General features: G+C 36.1%; 23 protein-coding genes and 1 rRNA gene. 23 read left to right on the forward strand and 1 reads right to left on the reverse strand.

All coding sequences use genetic code 11. The annotated features are described in order from the left end of the window. Positions 1-101 precede the first annotated feature (101 nt). From rrf to rsmI, 11 genes are all read left to right on the forward strand, one after another. Positions 102-217 (forward strand): 5S ribosomal RNA (gene rrf, locus ACH0B5_RS11150). 487 nt (positions 218-704) lie between these two features. Then, on the forward strand, positions 705-2,129 hold the full coding sequence (locus tag ACH0B5_RS11155; protein ID WP_122972306.1) for an aminotransferase class I/II-fold pyridoxal phosphate-dependent enzyme: 1,425 nt from the start codon (positions 705-707) through the stop codon (positions 2,127-2,129). A 19-nt stretch (positions 2,130-2,148) separates the two neighbouring features. After that, on the forward strand, positions 2,149-2,787 hold the full coding sequence (gene tmk, locus ACH0B5_RS11160) for a dTMP kinase (RefSeq protein ID WP_122972305.1): 639 nt from the start codon (positions 2,149-2,151) through the stop codon (positions 2,785-2,787). A 62-nt stretch (positions 2,788-2,849) separates the two neighbouring features. Further along, a complete protein-coding gene (locus ACH0B5_RS11165; RefSeq protein ID WP_341362923.1) occupies positions 2,850-3,179 on the forward strand; it encodes a cyclic-di-AMP receptor in 330 nt (109 codons plus the stop codon). 125 nt (positions 3,180-3,304) lie between these two features. Next, positions 3,305-3,745 carry a YaaR family protein gene (locus ACH0B5_RS11170; RefSeq protein WP_122972303.1) on the forward strand — a complete coding sequence of 147 codons (441 nt, stop codon included), beginning with the start codon at positions 3,305-3,307 and terminating at the stop codon, positions 3,743-3,745. A gap of 92 nt (positions 3,746-3,837) precedes the next feature. Beyond that, positions 3,838-4,842 carry a DNA polymerase III subunit delta' gene (holB, locus tag ACH0B5_RS11175; protein WP_122972302.1) on the forward strand — a complete coding sequence of 335 codons (1,005 nt, stop codon included), beginning with the start codon at positions 3,838-3,840 and terminating at the stop codon, positions 4,840-4,842. After that, positions 4,835-5,650 (forward strand): PSP1 domain-containing protein, encoded by an 816-nt coding sequence (locus tag ACH0B5_RS11180; protein WP_122972301.1) that lies wholly within the window; start codon positions 4,835-4,837, stop codon positions 5,648-5,650. Before holB ends, ACH0B5_RS11180 begins: the two co-directional genes overlap by 8 nt. Before the next feature lie 23 nt (positions 5,651-5,673). Next, the gene (yabA, locus tag ACH0B5_RS11185; RefSeq protein WP_122972300.1) at positions 5,674-6,030 is read left to right on the forward strand and encodes a DNA replication initiation control protein YabA; all 357 of its coding nucleotides are present in this window, start codon (positions 5,674-5,676) and stop codon (positions 6,028-6,030) included. Positions 6,031-6,233: 203 nt separating this feature from the next. Beyond that, positions 6,234-6,983, forward strand: a complete 750-nt coding sequence (locus ACH0B5_RS11190; protein ID WP_406927833.1) for a tRNA1(Val) (adenine(37)-N6)-methyltransferase — start codon at positions 6,234-6,236, stop codon at positions 6,981-6,983. Further along, the gene (locus ACH0B5_RS11195) at positions 6,967-7,227 is read left to right on the forward strand and encodes a GIY-YIG nuclease family protein (protein ID WP_122972298.1); all 261 of its coding nucleotides are present in this window, start codon (positions 6,967-6,969) and stop codon (positions 7,225-7,227) included. Before ACH0B5_RS11190 ends, ACH0B5_RS11195 begins: the two co-directional genes overlap by 17 nt. Further along, positions 7,227-8,099 carry a 16S rRNA (cytidine(1402)-2'-O)-methyltransferase gene (gene rsmI, locus ACH0B5_RS11200; RefSeq protein WP_406927834.1) on the forward strand — a complete coding sequence of 291 codons (873 nt, stop codon included), beginning with the start codon at positions 7,227-7,229 and terminating at the stop codon, positions 8,097-8,099. Before ACH0B5_RS11195 ends, rsmI begins: the two co-directional genes overlap by 1 nt. Positions 8,100-8,174: 75 nt before the next feature. Here rsmI and ACH0B5_RS11205 read toward each other — a convergent pair whose 3' ends face one another. After that, positions 8,175-8,453 (reverse strand): transition state genes transcriptional regulator AbrB, encoded by a 279-nt coding sequence (locus ACH0B5_RS11205; RefSeq protein ID WP_122972296.1) that lies wholly within the window; start codon positions 8,451-8,453, stop codon positions 8,175-8,177. Positions 8,454-8,817: 364 nt separating this feature from the next. Between ACH0B5_RS11205 and metG the strand changes: the two genes are divergently transcribed. The 12 genes from metG to glmU all read left to right on the forward strand — a co-directional run bounded on the left by metG (position 8,818) and on the right by glmU (position 19,940). Further along, positions 8,818-10,782: a methionine--tRNA ligase gene (metG, locus tag ACH0B5_RS11210; protein WP_122972295.1), complete on the forward strand. Its 1,965-nt coding sequence runs from the start codon at positions 8,818-8,820 to the stop codon at positions 10,780-10,782. 250 nt (positions 10,783-11,032) lie between these two features. Continuing rightward, a complete protein-coding gene (locus ACH0B5_RS11215; RefSeq protein WP_122972294.1) occupies positions 11,033-11,803 on the forward strand; it encodes a TatD family hydrolase in 771 nt (256 codons plus the stop codon). 132 nt (positions 11,804-11,935) lie between these two features. Further along, positions 11,936-13,141 (forward strand): resuscitation-promoting factor, encoded by a 1,206-nt coding sequence (locus ACH0B5_RS11220; protein ID WP_122972293.1) that lies wholly within the window; start codon positions 11,936-11,938, stop codon positions 13,139-13,141. A gap of 189 nt (positions 13,142-13,330) precedes the next feature. Then, entirely contained in the window at positions 13,331-13,897 is a 567-nt protein-coding gene (gene rnmV, locus ACH0B5_RS11225; protein ID WP_406927835.1) for a ribonuclease M5, read from the forward strand. After that, positions 13,890-14,777 (forward strand): 16S rRNA (adenine(1518)-N(6)/adenine(1519)-N(6))-dimethyltransferase RsmA, encoded by an 888-nt coding sequence (gene rsmA / locus ACH0B5_RS11230; RefSeq protein ID WP_122972291.1) that lies wholly within the window; start codon positions 13,890-13,892, stop codon positions 14,775-14,777. Before rnmV ends, rsmA begins: the two co-directional genes overlap by 8 nt. A 147-nt stretch (positions 14,778-14,924) precedes the next feature. After that, on the forward strand, positions 14,925-15,185 hold the full coding sequence (gene veg / locus ACH0B5_RS11235; protein WP_122972290.1) for a biofilm formation stimulator Veg: 261 nt from the start codon (positions 14,925-14,927) through the stop codon (positions 15,183-15,185). 101 nt (positions 15,186-15,286) lie between these two features. After that, positions 15,287-15,478, forward strand: coding sequence for a small, acid-soluble spore protein, alpha/beta type (locus ACH0B5_RS11240; protein ID WP_122972289.1), 192 nt, complete (start codon positions 15,287-15,289; stop codon positions 15,476-15,478). 254 nt (positions 15,479-15,732) lie between these two features. Continuing rightward, positions 15,733-16,599 carry a 4-(cytidine 5'-diphospho)-2-C-methyl-D-erythritol kinase gene (gene ispE, locus ACH0B5_RS11245; RefSeq protein WP_122972288.1) on the forward strand — a complete coding sequence of 289 codons (867 nt, stop codon included), beginning with the start codon at positions 15,733-15,735 and terminating at the stop codon, positions 16,597-16,599. Between the two features lie 127 nt (positions 16,600-16,726). Next, a complete protein-coding gene (gene purR, locus ACH0B5_RS11250) occupies positions 16,727-17,554 on the forward strand; it encodes a pur operon repressor (RefSeq protein WP_122972287.1) in 828 nt (275 codons plus the stop codon). A 1-nt stretch (position 17,555) separates the two neighbouring features. Then, positions 17,556-17,930 carry a RidA family protein gene (locus tag ACH0B5_RS11255; protein ID WP_122972286.1) on the forward strand — a complete coding sequence of 125 codons (375 nt, stop codon included), beginning with the start codon at positions 17,556-17,558 and terminating at the stop codon, positions 17,928-17,930. Between the two features lie 167 nt (positions 17,931-18,097). Then, the gene (gene spoVG, locus ACH0B5_RS11260) at positions 18,098-18,388 is read left to right on the forward strand and encodes a septation regulator SpoVG (RefSeq protein WP_122972285.1); all 291 of its coding nucleotides are present in this window, start codon (positions 18,098-18,100) and stop codon (positions 18,386-18,388) included. Positions 18,389-18,569: 181 nt separating this feature from the next. Then, complete coding sequence (gene glmU / locus ACH0B5_RS11265) at positions 18,570-19,940, forward strand: bifunctional UDP-N-acetylglucosamine diphosphorylase/glucosamine-1-phosphate N-acetyltransferase GlmU (protein ID WP_122972284.1); 1,371 nt, start codon at positions 18,570-18,572, stop codon at positions 19,938-19,940.

The raw sequence follows: 19,940 nt of genomic DNA on the forward strand, positions 1-19,940 counted from the left end.
CATGGAGCTGACGAATACTAATCGATCGAGGACTTAACCAAATCTTGAATGCATTCAATGTCTTTATCCAGTTTTGAGAGAACAAGCTCTCAACTAAATAGTCTAGTGATGATGGCAAAGAGGTCACACCCGTTCCCATACCGAACACGGAAGTTAAGCTCTTTAGCGCCGATGGTAGTTGGGGGCTTCCCCCTGTGAGAGTAGGACGTTGCTAGGCAACAGAGACCACTGAAAATTCAGTGGTCTTTTTTATACCTAAAAAGCCCCCAACGTACAAAAAGCCGAAGGCTTTAATCGGCGCGTTTAAGGACAATCAAAAATACAGAAGGAAAACCTCGAGAAGTGGGAGGACCGAGGAAAACAAGGAATCAAGGAGGACCGAAGCGCAGTGTACTTGGTACATGAGCATCGGACCGCCGAAGATGACGCAGTTTTCCGACGTGTCATCGCGCTTCGCAGAAAGCGTCGATGGTAGTTGAGGGGTGCCCCTGTGAGAGTAGGACGTCGCTAGGCAACAGAGACCACTGAAAATTCAGTGGTCTTTTTATACCTAAAAAGCCCCAATAATTAGAAGTTTCAGTACGCCGATGATTACAAAATAGAGAAAATTAAAGATAAAGGATTCTTCTAAAATACATTCAAAATCGTGCGTGAATTCTATAGAAGCACTATAATATAGAAAGAGAAATGAACGGAGTGAGACAATGAAAAGGGAAAGACCGATCGTTACGGCTTTACAACATTTCGTAGAACAAAAGCCGTTAAGTTGGCATGTTCCAGGACATAAAAGCGGTTTGTTATCGTCATTACCAAATGAAATAAAAACTGCCCTTACATATGATTTAACAGAATTAACTGGTTTGGATGATTATCACCATTCTGAAGAAGCGATAAAACAAGCCGAGATTTTATTAGCAAAAACTTATGGTGCTCAACGTAGCTTTTTTTTAGTAAATGGTTCAACAGTTGGTAATTTAGCAATGATATATGCAACGTGTAAAAGAAATGACAAAATCATCGTACAGAGAAACGCGCATAAATCTATTTTCCATGGGTTGGAGTTAGTCGGTGCTAAAGCAATATTTGTTGCTCCTAGATGGGATGAAGTGTCTTTAACAGCAGGAGAAGTACCAACAGCCACTTTACAGGAGGCATTGCAACTTCATCCTGATGCCAAAGCGGTTTTACTAACCTATCCAACTTATTATGGGGTAGCGGGAGAAGAAGCATTAAAACAGCAAATAGATATGTGCCACGAAATGGACATTCCTGTATTAATTGATGAAGCCCATGGTGCCCATTTAATAGCGAGTAAGAGTTTTCCTACTTCTGCTTTACAATTAGGTGCTGATGTTGTTGTGCAATCAGCCCATAAAACATTACCTGCTATGACAATGGCCTCCTTTTTACATGTAAATTCACAACTGATTGATGTAGAAAAAGTGAATCATTATTTAAGAATGTTACAATCTAGTAGTCCATCCTATTTATTACTGGCTTCACTGGATGATGCTAGAGATTATATAAGTAGTTATTTAGAGAGTGATGCCGTATATTTAATGGAAAAACGTAATCAATGGATTGAGGCATTACGCTCACTACATCCGCTTCAAGTAATTGAAGTGGATGATCCATTAAAACTTTTAATTCGTATACCTGGTAAAAGCGGATTCCAATTAAAGGAGGCACTTGAGCAACAAGGTATTTATGTAGAACTAGCAGACCTATATCAAGTGCTCGTCATATTACCGTTATTAAAACATGAACAGCCATATTCCTTTGCAGATGCTCGCATACGTTTTAAAGAGGCGTTATCAACATTAAAAAAGGAAAATGAGACGCTAATTCCATCAGTAGTACCTAGTCATAATCATACGACAGTTTCCATTCCAGAATACTCTTATGACGAAATAGAACAGTTAGAAAAGGAATGGGTGCCTTATATGCGTGCCATTGGAAGAGTATCAGCAAGTATGCTTATTCCGTATCCACCTGGAGTGCCATTATTTTTGCCTGGAGAAAAAGTTACTGTATCAAAATTAAGCCAATTAGAAGAGTTACTTGCAGTAGGTGCAGCTTTTCAAGGACAACATCGCCTAAATGAAAAGCTCATATACGTCATAAAGTAGCAGCCGGAGGAATATAGAAATGAAAAGAAACTTATTTATAACGTTTGAAGGTCCAGAAGGGGCAGGAAAAACGACGATTTTAACTAAAATAGTGGAACGTCTCGAACAACTAAAGATCGACATAATGGCAACAAGGGAGCCAGGGGGTATTGAAATTGCGGAAAAAATACGTGAAGTTATATTAAATCCGGAGCATACCGCTATGGACGAAAGAACAGAGGCTTTATTATATGCTGCTGCAAGAAGTCAACATTTCTTTGAAAAAGTTGAACCAGCAATCCAAAAGGGAAAGCTTGTATTATGTGATCGTTTTATTGATTCATCCTTAGCCTATCAAGGATATGCCCGGGGAATTGGAATAGATGAAGTTTTAGCAATAAATGAATTTGCCATCGGAAAACGAATGCCGGATTTGACAATATTGTTTGATTTAGAACCGAAAGTAGGACTAGCCCGAATTCATTCACACAATGACAGGGAAGTGAATAGACTTGATGTAGAGAGCTTATCTTTTCATGAAAAGGTAAGAGAAGGTTATCAACTATTAGTAAAGCGTTATCCTAATAGAATTAAAGTAGTTAATGCTGACCAGCCTATAGATAAAGTAGTAGAAGATGTTTGGCATCTTTTAAGTGAGACTTTAGAGGAAAGTAAATGAAGTAGGCATACTATGTATGCTATAATAAGAACACCAATTCAATATATGGGGAGTGAGTACGGATGAAGTTAGTTGTTGCAGTCGTTCAGGACCAAGATAGTAACCGTTTGTCTAGTGCATTAACAAAGCATAATTTTCGTGCGACAAAATTAGCAAGTACTGGTGGTTTTTTACGATCAGGAAATACAACCTTTATTGTTGGAACAGAGGATTCATCGATTCCTCAATTACTTGATATTATTCGAGATAATTGCCGTTCCCGTGAACAAATGGTGTCACCTGTATCTCCGTTAGGTGGTAACGCAGACTCTTATATCCCGTATCCCATTGAAGTTGAAGTTGGGGGAGCTACAGTTTTTGTATTACCTATTGAACAGTTCCACCATTTTTAATCCTATTCAGTTATAAAGATTGAAGGAATGAATAGGATTGGCTAGACTGAGATTCATGATTTTTTAAATCGATATCTCTGCTTTATATACTAGCCTTTTATGAGATTGGGTGGAGGCGAAAGGTATTGAAGATAGATCAAAATTTACGTGTAGGTTTAAAAGCGAATCCTAATGAGTTAAAACATATGCACCAATCAGGGAATCGTTTTGGTGAGATTCTTGTTAAACAAGGTTCGAAATTACAAACGGAACAGTTAACAAGATTAATGGGCGATATTTCTGCTGCTGGTGATCGTGTTGCTAGATCTCGTAACTTACGGGAACTTACTCGTTTTAAAATGCTCATCAAACGTTTTTTACAAGAGGCAGTTGAATATGGATTAGATATGAAACAGTCTCATACTTGGAATCGTTTTGGAGAAGGGCGCCGTCTAAAAATTGTGGAAACAATAGATGAACGTCTAGTTGAACTTGCACAAGATATTTTAAGTGAAGAGAAGGATACAATCGATTTGCTTGATAAAATTGGAGAAATTAAAGGATTGTTAGTTAATTTATATATGTAGAACCCGTGTCTTCTTTCCTGTATGGGACACGGGGTTTTTTCTAAAAGAAATAAAAAAGTAGAAATAGTCGTTTAAGAAAAAAGGTGAAAGAAATGGCAGGAAATGTGGAAGAACTGAAGGTGTTACAACCAGTAGTGATGAAGCAATTACAAACGATTTTTGAAAAAAATAGAACAGGCCATGCGTATATTTTTGATGGGGAAAAAGGAACAGGAAAAAGGGAGTTCGCAATATTCTTCATAAAACTATTATTGTGTCTGAACCCGTCGAAAAATGTTCCATGTGAAACATGTCGAAACTGTAAACGCATTGATACTGGCAATCATCCAAATGTAAAACAGTTAGAACCAGACGGACAATTTATCAAAATCGACCAAATTCGAAACCTGATTTCCGGTATGACGAAAACAAGTATTGAAGAAGGACGTAAGATTTATGTTCTTCACCATGCAGACCGTCTAAATATAGCTTCTGCTAATACATTACTGAAATTTTTAGAAGAGCCTGAGGGTGAAGTAACGGCTTTATTGCTAACGGAAAGTTATCAGTCTATTCTTCCAACCATTCAATCCCGTTGCCAGCATATAAAATTTGCTTCCATTCCGCGAAATATTTTATTAAAGCAACTACAGGAACAAGGTATCACTTTCTCAATGGCTTCAACAGTTAGTATGGTTACCAACAGTTTAGAAACTGCCATTTCATTAGCTAATGATGAGCAGTTTGCACATACAAGAAAAACAGTGTTAAAATTAGTAGAGACAGTAAGAAAAAATGTACACGAAGCTTTACTCGTTGTGTACGAAGATTGGATACCTTCTTTTAAAGAAAAAGAAGAGATGGAGCAAGCGTTAGATTTACTACTTTTTGCATATCGTGATATTGTAGCAATAAAGGCGAATCCTGAAAGTTCTTGTACATATCCGGATATGTTACAAAGCTGGAAGGAGCAAGCGTTACATACAACGTATAATCGCTTATCTAACCAAATGCAAGCAATATTGCAAGCAAGGCAAAATTTAGGGCGCAACATGAATCGAACGCTTATGATGGAGCAGTTAATGCTTAACCTGCAGGAGGGGTATACATTTGTATAATGTAGTTGGAGTCCGCTTTAAAAAAGCGGGTAAAATATATTATTTCGACCCCGGCGTATTTCTACTGGAAAAAGGGCAATATGTCATTGTAGAAACTGCAAGAGGGGTTGAATATGGAAAGATCGTCGTGCCAATGAAGCAAGTGGGAGAAAATGATGTTGTTTTACCTTTAAAACAAGTACTACGCCCTGCTGATGAACGAGATCGCATTCAAGTTGAGGAAAACACACAAGAATCACAACGAGCTTTTGAACTTGCTAGTACAAAAATTAGCGAACATAACCTTGAAATGAAACTTGTTGATGTTGAATATACATTTGATCGTAATAAAATTATTTTTTACTTTACTGCTGAAGGAAGAGTTGATTTCCGTGAGTTAGTAAAGGATTTAGCTTCTATTTTCCGCACACGTATTGAATTACGTCAAATCGGTGTACGTGATGAAGCAAAATTACTTGGCGGGATAGGTCCTTGTGGAAGAATGTTATGCTGTTCAACATTTTTAGGAGACTTTGATCCCGTTTCGATTAAAATGGCGAAAGACCAAAACTTATCGCTTAATCCAACAAAAATTTCTGGTCTTTGTGGACGCTTAATGTGTTGTTTAAAATATGAAAATGACGATTATGAAGTGGCTAAAGAAGGTATGCCAGATATCGGAGACTCTACGATGACGCCTGATGGCCCAGGTAAAGTAGTAGGGATAAATGTTTTAGAACGATTAATTCAAGTGTTTTTAGAAGAGCAGGAACGAACTGTTGAATATACATTAGACGAAATTATTGAATGCGAGAAAAATTTGATATAGATGAACAAGTGGGGTGGTTTTGAGTGAAGGACCGCAATTTCTTAGATTCGGTTATGGAATTCGAACGACAGCTCGAATCGCTACAGCAACAATATAATGACTTAAAAAAATATGTTGCACATATGGTGGAAGATCATCAGGCAATTCAAACGGAAAATCTTCACCTTCGTAGACGTCTAGAAGAGCTATTATCCAACGATACTTCTGATGAACGTAGCGAAAATGAAAAAATGAGCTTGTTAGATATTGGAGAAGGATATGATAATTTAGCGCGTCTTTACCAAGAAGGGTTCCACGTTTGTCACGTTCATTTTGGTAGTTCTCGAAAAGGTGAAGATTGCTTGTTTTGTCTATCGTTTTTAAATAAACAAAATGCTTAAACTTTATCCATTACAAAACCTAAAAAAGTTAGTAGTGTGGATAATGGTTAGTTTGGTGATGTCATAGATAACTATCTAGAGGCATACATAAATGCATCAAAGCGGTGCCGATACACCAAAGATTTTGTTCAAAAGGCTGATACCACAAATGTGGTTTTCAGTCTTTTCTTTTGATAAGAGTATTTTTGAATGGAGGATATTTTGTGGAGCAATGGTTAAAGGATGATGAGCGGCTGGATTATTTATTGGCTGAAGATTTAAGAATTATCCAAAGTCCGTCCGTCTTTTCTTTTTCATTAGATGCAGTGTTATTATCAAGATTTGTTAGTGTTCCAGTAAATAAGGGTAAAGTAGTGGACTTATGTTCGGGAAATGGTGTAATACCTCTATTTTTAAGTGCGCGTACAAAGGCAGACATTATAGGAGTAGAATTGCAGTATCGACTATATGATATGGCTGAGCGGAGTATAAAGTATAATGGGTTAGAAGATCAAATTAAAATGATTCAAGGTGATGTGAAAGAAATTCCACCCCAGTTAGGTATTGAAAAATATGATGTGGTTACATGTAATCCACCGTATTTTTTAGCCCATGAATTAAGCGATAAAAATGTTAGTGAACATTATGCCATTGCTAGACATGAAATTCATTTAACTTTAGATGAGGCAATCGAATCTGCCAGTCGGTTGTTAAAGCAAGGCGGAAAAGCTGCATTTGTTCATCGTCCGGGAAGACTTTTAGATATTGTTACTTCAATGAGAGCTCACCGTCTCGAACCAAAACGAATCCGCTTTGTGTATCCTAAATTCGGGAAAGAAGCAAATACTTTATTAATAGAAGGCATAAAGGACGGGAAACCTGATTTGAAAGTATTACCACCATTGTATGTATATGATGAGAATAATCAATATACGGATGAAGTGAGTGAAATTCTTTATGGAGACAAAAAATAGTCATATTTTTTATGTTTTAGAATGTGCAAATCAATCTCTTTATGCTGGCTATACAAACAATTTGGAGAAACGATTAGCAACCCATAATGCAGGAAAGGGTGCGAAATATACGAAGGCCCATCGCCCTGTTAAGTGTATCTATTTTGAAACTTATGCTACAAAGCAAGAAGCAATGCGAGCCGAGTATGCCTTTAAACAGTTAAAACGAAGCGAAAAATTGAAATATATTGGGAGAGACGTTTGATGAAATCACAAAAGAGCAGTCAACATGAACAGGGAAGCTGTCTTTATTTAGTTGCAACCCCTATAGGGAACTTAGAAGATATGACAGTACGAGCGTTGCGTATTTTAAAAGAAGTAGATGTCATTGCAGCTGAGGATACCCGTAATACAAAAAAATTATGTCATTACTTTGACATTCAAACCCCATTAGTAAGTTACCATGAACATAATTTAGAGCAAGGTGGGGAGAAACTTTTAGGGTATTTACGGGAAGGGAAATCGGTTGCTTTAGTAAGTGATGCAGGTCTTCCATGTATTTCGGATCCGGGAGCAGATATTGTTATGAAAGCTATAGAAGAGGATTTTGCCGTTGTTCCTATACCTGGTGCCAATGCAGCTTTAACAGCATTAATTGCATCAGGTATTACACCGCAGCCATTTTATTTCTTTGGATTTTTAAATCGTCATAAAAAGGAACGTCGACAACAGTTAGAAAAATTGGCGAAGCGGGAAGAAACAATCATTTTCTATGAGGCTCCACACCGTTTAAAGGAAACTTTAAAGGATTTGGAACTTATTCTAGGAAATCGAAAGATTGTGTTAGCCCGAGAGCTCACGAAAAAATTTGAAGAGTTTTTGCGCGGTACAATTTCAGAAGCAGTCCAATGGGTAAGTGAAAATGAAATACGTGGAGAATTTTGTGTCATTATTGAAGGGAATATAAATGGTGAAATCGAAGAGGAGCAAGAATCTTATTGGACAAGTTTATCTCTAGTAGAACATGTGGACTATCTAATAGAAGAAAAACAAATGAATTCAAAAGAAGCCATTAAAGAAGTTGCTAAACTTCGAGGGCTAGCAAAAAGAGATGTTTACCAGGAATATCATGTATAAAACAGTATGATAAAAATAAAAAAAGCGTATGCTATTTTTAATGATTTAAAAGTTAGCAACGCTTTTTTATAGTTCTTACTTAGAAATATGTTGTTGGATTTCTTTCATTAAAATTTCTGCACCTTCTGGACTTAAAATTAATTTGCCTCCAGCAAGACGGAAGTTTTCATCGGAAACTTCACCAGTTACAGCACAAGTCATGTTAGGCATATATTTTTTAAGAATGATTTTATCGTCATCAACGTAAATTTCTAACGCATCTTTTTCTGCAATGCCTAATGTACGACGAAGCTCGATCGGAATAACTACACGTCCTAATTCATCGACTTTACGAACGATACCTGTTGATTTCATGACAATATTTCCTCCTATGGATTGTTTATTATATTATTTTCTTTTGTTTCGCCAAAATTCGACATTATTCTCTGTCTGATTAGAATCATACCAAGTAATGCCATAAACGTCAATTATTTAGCATTAATGGTTTAATATTGATGTGAAATAGTTGTGAACATTTGATACATAAACGGGATTTCTGATTTAAAAATATAGATTATTAATATAAAACGTTCAATTTAGTTGGAAAGTTCCACCAAATTTACACCTTTTACTAATAGTATTTTTCGACAACATTCTGTAATAATATTCTTTCATTGAAACAATTTTCTTACTTCGATAAAATAAACACTATACAGTTTGACAATGGAGGCCATTTTAAGTGAGTGAAAAGAATACATTTTATATAACAACCCCAATTTATTATCCCAGTGGTAAGTTTCATATCGGTACAGCATATACAACTGTGGCATCAGATACGATGGCACGATATAAACGATTAAGAGGATATGATGTTCGTTTTTTAACGGGTATGGACGAGCATGGTCAAAAAATTCAAGAAAAGGCATCTGAAGCAGGGAAACATCCGCAGGAGTACGTTAATGAAATTGCAGATGCAGCAAAAAAACTTTGGTCTTTAATGGATATTTCTTACGATGATTTTATTCAAACTACACAAGAGCGCCATACAAAAAGTGTAGAAAAAATCTTCCAAAAATTCCTTGATAATGGAGACATTTATAAAGGGGAATATGAAGGCTGGTATTGTACACCTTGTGAATCTTTTTACACTGAAACCCAGTTAGTAGATGGAAACTGTCCTGATTGTGGACGTCCAGTTCATAAAGTAAAAGAGGAATCATATTTCTTCAACATGAAGAAATATGCGGATCGATTATTACAATATTACGAAAAAAATGTTGAATTCATTGAGCCAGAATCTCGTAAAAATGAAATGATAAATAACTTTATTAAACCTGGTTTAGAGGATTTATCTGTTTCAAGAACTTCATTTGATTGGGGTATTAAAGTACCTGGAGATCCAAAGCATGTTATTTATGTTTGGGTGGACGCTTTATCAAACTATATAACAGCTTTAGGATACGGATCAGATAATGAAGAATTATTCAATAAATACTGGCCAGCTGATGTACAAGTTGTAGGGAAAGATATTGTTCGTTTCCATACAATTTATTGGCCAATTTTCTTAATGGCTTTAGATTTACCATTACCTAAAAAAGTATTTGCCCATGGTTTTATCATGATGAAAGATGGAAAAATGTCGAAATCGAAAGGGAATGTCGTTTATCCAGAAATGTTAATTGAACGCTATGGATTAGACGCAACGAGATACTTCTTACTTCGCGAGCTACCTTTTGGTGCTGATGGCGTATTTTCTCCAGAATCATTTGTTGAAAGAACGAATTTTGATTTAGCAAACGACTTAGGAAACTTATTGAATCGTACCGTTTCAATGATGAACAAATATTTTGATGGTATTATTCCAACGAAAAAACTAGTAGAAACTGAGTTCGATGCTGCCCTTAAAGTACACGCAAAAGAAACTCGTTTAATTTACGAGCAAAATATGGAGAAAATGCAATTTAGCGTTGTATTATCCGATGTTTGGTCCCTTGTTTCTCGTACGAATAAATATATTGACGAAACACAACCTTGGGTATTGGCAAAAGATGAAGAAAATAAAGGTAAATTAGCGTCAGTCATGTATAATTTGGCTGAAAGTTTACGTCATATTGCCGTAATGTTACAACCATTTATGACGTCAACACCTAAACAAATTGTCGAACAATTAGGTTTAGACGAATCTTATTTAAATTGGGAAACAATTGAAACATTTGGGAATGTTATTCCGGAAAATATAAAAGTGGTAGAAAAAGGAATACCAATTTTCCCTCGTTTAGATGTTGAAGTTGAAGTTGCTTATATTAGAGAACAAATGAGAGCTTCGGTGAAAACACCTCAAGAAGAGGAGAAAAAGACAGAAGTTGAAGTTTCAGATGTTCCTGAAATTTCAATTGATGATTTTATGAAAATCGACTTAAGGGTTGCAACGGTAACAGCTTGTGAACCAATTCCTAAAGCAGATAAATTATTAAAGCTGCAAGTGGATCTTGGATATGAACAACGTCAAGTTGTATCGGGTATAGCTCAATATTACAAACCTGAAGAGTTAGTTGGGCAAAAAGTCATAGTTGTAGCAAACTTAAAACCAGTTAAGCTACGTGGTGAGCTTTCACAAGGTATGATTTTAGCAGGTTCCCATGATGGTGTATTAACCCTTGCTACCGTTGATCCGAAGTTGCAAAATGGAGCTAAAGTTAAATAAGGATTTTAACTTTTCAAGCCTGTTGAACAAGATAAGTTCAACAGGCTTTTCACTAGAAAAATTGTGACTTTAAAACTATATTGTCATAATAAAGGAGAAAACATAATCTGTCGAAATAGGTAAATTCTATTAAAAAAATGTAATGTAAAAATTGTTTTATGACATAAAAAGATATCCGTGTAACAAATCTGTAATTTGAATGTCAACTAAGAAATATTTTATTCCAATAAAATGAGTGAGGAGATTGAAGATGTTTATAGATACACATGTCCATTTAAATGCAGATCAGTATGAAGAAGATTTGCAACAAGTAATCGAGAGAGCAATTGAAGCGAAAGTTGAAAAAATGGTAGTAGTCGGCTTTGATCGAAAAACAATCGAAAAAGCCATGAAACTAGCAGATGAGTACGAATTTATTTATGCAGTAATTGGATGGCATCCTGTTGATGCAATTGATTGCACACCAGAAGATTTGGAGTGGATTGAACAACTTGCCGCTCATCCTAAAGTAGTCGGTATTGGAGAAACGGGTTTAGATTACTACTGGGATAAATCACCTAAAGATGTGCAACAAGAACTATTTCGTAAACAGATTCATCTAGCACAAAAGTTAAAACTGCCAATCGTTATTCATAATCGCGAAGCAACTGGGGATGTTGTAAAAATATTACGGGAAGAAAATGCTGCGTCGGTTGGGGGCGTTATGCACTGTTTTAGCGGTAGTGTTGAAACAGCTCATGAGTGCATTGCAATGAATTTCATGATTAGTCTAGGTGGTCCTGTCACATTTAAAAATGCACGCCAGCCAAAAGAAGTTGCAAAAGAAATCCCATTAGAGCATTTAATGATTGAAACAGATGCTCCATATTTGGCACCCCATCCTTATCGAGGTAAGCGGAATGAACCGTCCTATGTACCGTTAGTTGCTGAAGAAATTGCTCGTCAAAAAGAGTTAACAGTTGACGAAGTTGCAAGAGTGACAACTTCAAATGCTATTAAATTTTTTAAACTCGATGAATAAGAATCCGAAACGTCTCCAATACTGCGTTTAAGACGGATTAAAATAAATGGACTATTTTTTATAAAAATTTAATTGGTTGACAGCTAAAAAAGTAGCCCGTATAATCCAACGAGTGTCAAGGAGGCGTTTTTCATGTCAAAAATTTCCATGAAAAACTTGTTCTCAGGATCATTGAGGAGTAAGCGAACAGTGGTAGGAATTATATCTCTTATCCTGTTTGTTTCAGTAGTTTCTTTTGTTGCTTATCAAGGAACAAAAGAGTCGGTTGTTGTAAATGCAAACGGTAAAGAACAAGAATTATTAACACACGCAAATACAGTAGGCGAACTTTTACAACAAGAAGGTATTGCCGTTTCTGAATATGATAAAGTATCACCCTCACTGAACACCAAGATCGTCAGTGGAATGACGATTGATTGGGAACAAGCTAAAGAAGTAACTATTTCAGTTGACGGAAAAGAGTCAAAGGTTTGGACAACTGAAAGTAAAGTGAAGAACATTTTGGAAGAAGCAAATATCGAAGTAACAGAGCATGATAAATTATCAGTTGCTTTGGACGCAGAAGTAGGAGCAGATAACAAAATCGATATTCAAAAGGCGTTTCAGTTAACGCTTGTCGATGGTTTAGAGGAAAGACAAGTTTGGTCCACTTCGACTACGGTCGCTAACTTTTTGAAACAACAGGGAATTCAGCTTAATGAGTTTGATCGTGTTGAAAATGATTTGGAGGCTGTTATCACTCCAGAGGATAAAATCACAGTTGTTCGTGTAGAAAAGGTTACCGATGTAGTGGAAGAATCGGTTGATTTCGCAGTAGAGACGAAATCAGACTCTTCGTTACTAAAAGGAAAAGAAAAGGTAGTCACAGAGGGCGAGGAAGGAAAAATAGCTCGCACTTATGAAGTTACGAAAGAAAATGGTAAAGTAGTAGATAAAAAGCTAAAAACAGAAGAAGTTTTGAAAGAACCAAAAACAGAAGTTGTCGCAGTTGGTACAAAAGTAGTAACAGCTACAGTTTCTCGTGGTAATAGTTCTTCTTCAAAAAATAGCAAAGAATTTTATGTAACGGCTACTGCTTACACTGCAGACTGTAAAGGATGTTCAGGCGTTTCTGCCACAGGTCTTAACTTAAAAGCCAATTCTGGTATGAAAGTTATTGCGGTTGACCCAAATGTAATTCCATTAGGATCGAAAGTTTGGGTTGAAGGGTATGGTAATGCGATCGCTGCAGATACGGGTGGATCCATCCAAGGAAATAAAATTGATGTCTTTGTAAGCTCGAAACAAGAAGCCAATAATTGGGGACGGAAAAAAGTCCGCATTAAAATTTTAAATTAAGTCTATTAAGCTTTCAAAAGATTAGTTGATCAACCAAAATGTTTAAAAGAGTCTTCCTGTCTGTAAATGGGAAGACTCTTTTATTTTTTGGATGCATTATATACGTTGGTTATGAATTATAAATAAAACGACGTTTACACTATTGTATGTTATTATAGTCACAGATTGTTTGAAAAGAGGGGTATATTTTTGAATATACAAGAAATCATCGTTGTAGAAGGAAAAGATGATACAACGGCCATTAAACGTGCTGTTAATGCTGATACAATAGAGACAAACGGTTCGGCTATTTCGGAGGAAATCCTTCGACGTATTGAGCATGCTCAACAAAAACGGGGCGTTATCGTTTTTACAGATCCAGATTATCCAGGGCGGCGTATTCGTGCCATCATTGAGGAGAGAGTACCAGGAGTAAAGCATGCATTTTTAGCTAAAGAAAAAACCATTGCAAAAAACGGCAAAGGACTTGGAATTGAACATGCCCGGGATGAAGATATTCGAGAAGCATTAAGTAATGTTTATACACCGAATGCTCAAGGTCATATAGAAGCCGAAATTACGATGGAAGATTTATTCGTTGCTCGATTAATAGGACACCCCCAATCTAAAAATCGTCGCTTAAGATTAGGTGAAATTTTGAATATAGGAATGACAAATGGCAAACAATTGCATAAACGACTTACCATGTTTCAAATTACTGTTGAACAATTTGGTCAAGCAGTAGCCCAACTAGATCAGGAGGAGCAAAATGTATAAAGATATCGCAACACCTATTCGTACAAAGGAAATTTTAAATAAATATGGATTTTCATTTAAAAAAAGTTTAGGACAAAATTTTTTAATTGATCCAAATATATTACGTAATATTGTAAGTCATGCTAATTTAACGAAAGATAGTGGTGCGATTGAGATTGGACCTGGTATCGGGGCATTGACTGAACATCTTGCGCGGGCTGCCAAAAAAGTTGTATCTTTCGAAATCGATCAACGTTTACTACCGGTATTAGAGGATACATTAAGTCCGTACGATAACATTAAAATTATTCATTCCGATATATTAAAAGCAGATGTAGAAAAAGTAATAAAGAAAGAGATGCCAGGTATTGAAGATATTATGGTTGTGGCAAACTTACCTTATTATGTGACAACACCTATTTTAATGAAATTATTAAACGATCGTTTACCAATTCGCGGCTTTGTTGTCATGATGCAAAAGGAAGTAGCTGATCGTATAACAGCAAAACCTGGTACGAAGGAATATGGCTCCTTATCAATCGCTATTCAATATTATGTAAAAGCAGAAGTGGCAATGGTTGTACCAAAAACGGTATTTATGCCTCAACCAAATGTAGACTCTGCTGTCATTCGATTAATTAAGCATGATGAACCTCCAGTTAAAGTAATCGATGAAGATTTCTTATTTGAGGTTACCCGTACATCCTTTGCACAACGTAGAAAAACGATTTTGAACAATTTGCAATCGGGTCTTCCTTCAGGAAAGGAAAAGAAGCAACAAATATTAGATGCCCTTGAACAATGTGGTATTGAACCGGCAAGAAGAGGGGAAACTTTATCTATCCAAGAGTTTGCAAAATTAGCAGATGCACTTTATTCTCATTTTTGCAATACACAATAATATGAAACGTGTCATTTTTTTATTAAATTCCAATACTTTTTTATGCAAAAAAAGTTGACAACAATTTTATCTGCTGATAAAATATTATAATTTGTTGACAAGTAACCAATAATGGGCTATACTAGGTATAGTGAGGTGTATGCGAAAATGCCAAAAACGTTAGCTGACATTAAAAAGTCTCTAGATTGTCATTTGGGTAAACGTTTGCGATTAAAAGCAAACGGAGGTCGCAAGAAAACGGTTGAGTGTGATGGAGTACTTAGTGAAACTTATCACGCAGTATTTGTAGTTGAGCTCGATCAAGAAGATAACGCTTGTAAACGCGTTTCTTATAGCTACACAGATATTCTAACTGAAGCAGTAGAAATAACATTTTTAGACGATGTGCAAGTTGCCATTGCCAAATAGTTTTATTTGTATTTTTAAAACACTCATTTTTGAGTGTTTTTTGTTTTCTTTCGCACATACTACAGTTGTTAACCTACTTATTTTGAAGGAGGAATAACTGCATGGCCAGAAGAAAAGGAATCATGTCGAGTCGTCTAAAAGAAGAGATTGCCAAGGAACTCGGATTTTATGATGTAGTCGAACGTGAAGGCTGGGGCGGAATAAAATCACGTGATGCAGGTAATATGGTAAAGCGAGCAATTGAAATGGCCGAACAAGGTCTAGCACAGCAAAACCAAAACAATCAAAAGTAAGTAGTAGTTAACATTTTGCCAATAAATCCTGAAATGGATTTATTGGCTTTTTCATTGATAACTATTGAAAAAAACGTTTAAACTATTTCGTAACACGGGTTTGAGACACTTTTGATTCCGTTATGGTAAAATATATGGAAGTAATGAGACTGTCTACATAAGGGACCTTTTTATGGTTAACTTATACTAATTTTTAAAATGAAAACAAAAAGGGTTTCACTATAGATTTGGTTGCCAATTGAGGAGGACACGGTATGCTTTATGTGAAAGCGCCAGCGAAAATAAATTTAACTTTAGATGTTTTATATAAACGTCCTGATAATTACCATGAAGTAGAGATGATTATGACTACGGTTGACTTATCAGACCGTATTGGACTAGAGTCCCGTAAGGATGGGCAAATTAAAATCAATTCTACTAATGGATTTATTCCAGATGATAATCGAAATTTAGCTTATCAAGCTGCCCAATTAATTAAAGATACATATGGGATAAAAGAAGGCGTTACAATTGTAATTGATAAAGAAATTCCGGTTGCAGCTGGTCTTGCTGGTGGCAGTAGTGATGCAGCTGCAACGTTAAAAGGATTGAACGAGCTTTGGGGTTTAAATTTATCTATTGATACGTTAGCTGAATTAGGCGCTAAAATTGGTTCGGATGTATCCTTTTGTGTTTATGGGGGGACGGCATTAGCAACTGGACGGGGAGAAAAAATTCATCACCTTCCCGCACCACCAACATGCTGGATCGTTTTAGCTAAACCGAAAATTGGCGTATCAACAGCACAAGTTTATGGTGGACTGAATGTTGATGAGATTGAGCACCCTAATACAAAGCAAATGATTGAAGCGATAGAAAAAAATGATTATTTCATGATGTGTGAATCGGTAGGGAATGTTCTTGAATCCGTTACCTTTGAACTTCATCCAGAAGTTGTCATGATTAAAGAACAGATGAAACGTTTTGGCGCGGATGCAGTTTTAATGAGTGGAAGTGGTCCAACTGTATTTGGATTAGTTGATAACGAATCAAGACTTCCTCGTATTTATAATGGTTTACGAGGTTTTTGTGATGAAGTTTTTGCAGTTCGTTTATTAGGGGAAAGAAATTCACTTGCTTAAATGCGTACATTTATGATACTTTTTCTATAAATTATTCGTCTATTGAAAGTTGCTTGATTAATAAAAGTATGGGTATAAAAAATCAAAAAAGCTTGAAGTACAAATTTAATGTTTAGGAGAGGATCGCATGAAATGGAAGCGAAGTGAACGGCTAGTTGATATGACTTATTATTTACTTGAGCATCCACATCAGCTGATCCCGCTAACTTATTTTTCTGAAACTTATCAATCGGCTAAATCCTCAATTAGCGAAGATTTAACGATTGTAAAAGAAACGTTTGAAGAAAAAGGAATCGGGTTGTTGGTGACAGTACCTGGTGCGGCAGGTGGGGTAAAATATATTCCTAAAATGTCAAAGGAAGAAGTTCGGGATATTATTCAATTATTAATTTCAGAACTAAGCCAATCAGACCGCTTATTGCCAGGTGGATATTTGTTTATGACGGATTTACTCGGTAATCCGGAGCTTATGAATCGAGTAGGGAAAGTATTCGCTAGCATCTTTGCTGATCAACATATTGATGTCATTATGACAGTAGCGACAAAAGGAATATCTATCGCTCATTCAATTGCTAGACATTTGAATGTTCCAGTTGTCGTAGTCCGTCGAGATAGTAAAGTAACAGAAGGTTCAACAGTAAGTATTAATTATGTTTCAGGTTCTTCCCGTCGCATTCAAACGATGGTGCTTTCTAAACGTAGCATGAAGAGTGGGCAACGTGTGCTAATAACCGACGATTTTATGAAAGTTGGGGGTACGATGAATGGAATGAAAAATTTATTGGAAGAGTTTGATTGTGAACTTGCAGGGATTGCTGTTCTTGTAGAAGCAGAACATGCAGATGAAACGCTTGTTGATGATTATTATTCATTAGTAAAACTCCATGCCGTAAATGAAAAAGATCGTACCATTGCTTTAAGTGAAGGGAATTACTTTTTAAAGGAGGGCATATAAAATGAAAACTGTATCAACGAACAATGCACCGGCAGCAATCGGTCCATACGCTCAAGGAATTATTGTAAATGGAATGTTCTATAGCTCTGGTCAAATTCCGTTAACTGCAGCAGGTGAATTAGTAGAAGGCGACATTGTAGCTCAAACAAATCAAGTATTTGAAAATTTGAAAGCTGTCTTAAAAGAAGCAGGTAGTTCTTTAAATCATGTTGTAAAAACAACTGTCTTTTTAGCAGATATGAATGACTTTGCAGCAATGAATGAAGTGTATGCTAATCATTTTGGAGATCACAAACCTGCACGATCAGCAATAGAAGTAGCTAGATTACCAAAGGATGTAAAGGTAGAAATTGAAGTAATAGCAGTAGTGGAATAAACTAGTTTACAAGAAAAAGTGGTGAATTACTTTAGTAGTAGTTCGTCATTTTTTTTATATAAAAAATATTTCTCATTTTTTCGAAAATTTTATAAAAGAAGAAGGAAAAAAGAAATTTTTGTAGAATCATATCTTTAAAAGGCATCCTAGATGAGAGGAGTGAGAGAATGGAAGTTACTGACGTAAGATTAAGACGTGTTCAAACTGATGGGCGCATGCGAGCAATTGCTTCCATCACACTAGACGATGAATTCGTGGTTCATGATATTCGAGTGATTGATGGAAATAATGGGTTATTTGTTGCTATGCCAAGCAAGCGTACACCCGACGGAGAATTCCGTGACATTGCACATCCTATTAACTCTGAAACAAGAAATAAACTTCAAGATGTAGTATTAGCTGCTTATCATGCTTCTAGTGAAGAAGAAGCACTTCAACTTGAAGAGGCAAATGCATAATGTAAAGATGAAGAGACTACTTACCTAGAGTAGTCTCTTTTTTCATGTATAAAAGTAATAGAAAAAATGAAGGAAATACCAAATGAGGATGTCATGGATTTGTCAAGTCTGGAAGCCTTGAAAATCGGGTGAATTTACTATATAGTCATAAGAGAATATGAGGAAAATTGGAGGACTTAGAATGACGAACATTTTTGCAGTCATTTTGGCTGCTGGTCAAGGAACTCGCATGAAGTCCAAATTATATAAGGTGCTCCATCCTGTATGTGGAAAACCAATGGTAGAACATGTTGTAGAAAACATTCAAACTTTGAATGTGAACCGTATTGTTACTGTTGTTGGTCACGGAGCGGATAAAGTAAAAGATCAATTGGGCGATAAAAGTGAATATGTACTTCAGGAAGAACAACTTGGTACGGCTCATGCCGTTATTCAAGCTGAGGCGATTTTAGGTTCATTGGAAGGGACAACGTTAGTTGTTTGTGGAGATACTCCTTTAATTCGTCCTGAAACGATGAAAGCGCTATATGAACATCACCAAAATCAAAAGGCAAAAGCGACGATTTTAACGGCAGTTGCTGACAATCCAACAGGTTATGGTCGTGTAATTCGTGGTGCTAATGGCCAAGTAGAACAAATTGTAGAGCAAAAAGATGCTTCACCTGAACAACAGTTAGTTAATGAAATTAACACTGGAACTTATTGCTTTGATAACAAAGCATTATTTGAAGCATTAAAGCTTGTTAAAAATGAAAATGCACAAGGTGAATATTATTTACCAGATGTCATTGAAATATTACAACAACAAGGTGAAATTGTATCAGCATATACTTGTTCCAATTTTGATGAAACGTTAGGTGTTAATGATCGTGTAGCATTAGCACAAGCGGAAGAAATTATGCGTGCTCGTATTAATGAGAAGCATATGCGAAATGGTGTAACGATTATTAATCCATCTACTACTTCTATTAGTGCAGATGCAGTAATTGGTAGTGATACTGTCATCAAGCCTGGTGTAATGATTGAAGGAAAGACGATTATTGGTAGTGATTGTATTATCGGTCCGAATACTACAATTGTTAATAGTCAAATTGGTGATCGCTCTATCGTACAAAATTCTGTTGCAACAGATAGTGTAGTAGGAGAAGATACTGCGGTTGGTCCATTTGCCCATTTACGTCCTGATTCTCAATTAGGAAACCACGTGAAAATTGGTAACTTTGTTGAAGTGAAGAAAAGCACGCTAGGTAATGATACAAAAGTTTCCCACTTAAGCTATATTGGTGATGCGGAAGTAGGGAACAATGTAAACATCGGTTGTGGTTCAATCACAGTTAACTATGATGGTAAAAATAAATTTAAAACAGTAATTGAAGATAATGTTTTTGTAGGATGTAATTCAAATTTAGTGGCACCCGTTAAATTAGGTGCTGGTTCGTTTATAGCAGCTGGTTCAACGATTACGAAAGAAGTACCAGAAGACGCGTTGGCAATCGCGCGTTCTAGACAAGAAAATAAACTTGATTATGCAAAGAAATTAAATTCAAAATAA

It is taken from the genome of Ureibacillus sp. 179-F W5.1 NHS, assembly GCF_045369345.1.
Lineage (GTDB): Bacteria > Bacillota > Bacilli > Bacillales_A > Planococcaceae > Ureibacillus > Ureibacillus halotolerans.

Bases quoted from the DNA above. Each gene is read 5' to 3' on its own strand.
- rsmA (WP_122972291.1), top strand. From the start codon at position 13,890: ATGTATAAAGATATCGCAACACCTATTCGTACAAAGGAAATTTTAAAT.
- ACH0B5_RS11215 (WP_122972294.1), top strand. From the start codon at position 11,033: ATGTTTATAGATACACATGTCCATTTAAATGCAGATCAGTATGAAGAA.
- ACH0B5_RS11165 (WP_341362923.1), top strand. From the start codon at position 2,850: ATGAAGTTAGTTGTTGCAGTCGTTCAGGACCAAGATAGTAACCGTTTG.
- glmU (WP_122972284.1), top strand. From the start codon at position 18,570: ATGACGAACATTTTTGCAGTCATTTTGGCTGCTGGTCAAGGAACTCGC.
- spoVG (WP_122972285.1), top strand. From the start codon at position 18,098: ATGGAAGTTACTGACGTAAGATTAAGACGTGTTCAAACTGATGGGCGC.
- rsmI (WP_406927834.1), top strand. From the start codon at position 7,227: ATGAAATCACAAAAGAGCAGTCAACATGAACAGGGAAGCTGTCTTTAT.
- holB (WP_122972302.1), top strand. From the start codon at position 3,838: ATGGCAGGAAATGTGGAAGAACTGAAGGTGTTACAACCAGTAGTGATG.
- ACH0B5_RS11255 (WP_122972286.1), top strand. From the start codon at position 17,556: ATGAAAACTGTATCAACGAACAATGCACCGGCAGCAATCGGTCCATAC.
- purR (WP_122972287.1), top strand. From the start codon at position 16,727: ATGAAATGGAAGCGAAGTGAACGGCTAGTTGATATGACTTATTATTTA.
- ACH0B5_RS11205 (WP_122972296.1), bottom strand. From the start codon at position 8,453: ATGAAATCAACAGGTATCGTTCGTAAAGTCGATGAATTAGGACGTGTA.
- ACH0B5_RS11240 (WP_122972289.1), top strand. From the start codon at position 15,287: ATGGCCAGAAGAAAAGGAATCATGTCGAGTCGTCTAAAAGAAGAGATT.
- ACH0B5_RS11155 (WP_122972306.1), top strand. From the start codon at position 705: ATGAAAAGGGAAAGACCGATCGTTACGGCTTTACAACATTTCGTAGAA.
- ACH0B5_RS11220 (WP_122972293.1), top strand. From the start codon at position 11,936: ATGTCAAAAATTTCCATGAAAAACTTGTTCTCAGGATCATTGAGGAGT.
- ispE (WP_122972288.1), top strand. From the start codon at position 15,733: ATGCTTTATGTGAAAGCGCCAGCGAAAATAAATTTAACTTTAGATGTT.
- tmk (WP_122972305.1), top strand. From the start codon at position 2,149: ATGAAAAGAAACTTATTTATAACGTTTGAAGGTCCAGAAGGGGCAGGA.
- veg (WP_122972290.1), top strand. From the start codon at position 14,925: ATGCCAAAAACGTTAGCTGACATTAAAAAGTCTCTAGATTGTCATTTG.
- ACH0B5_RS11195 (WP_122972298.1), top strand. From the start codon at position 6,967: ATGGAGACAAAAAATAGTCATATTTTTTATGTTTTAGAATGTGCAAAT.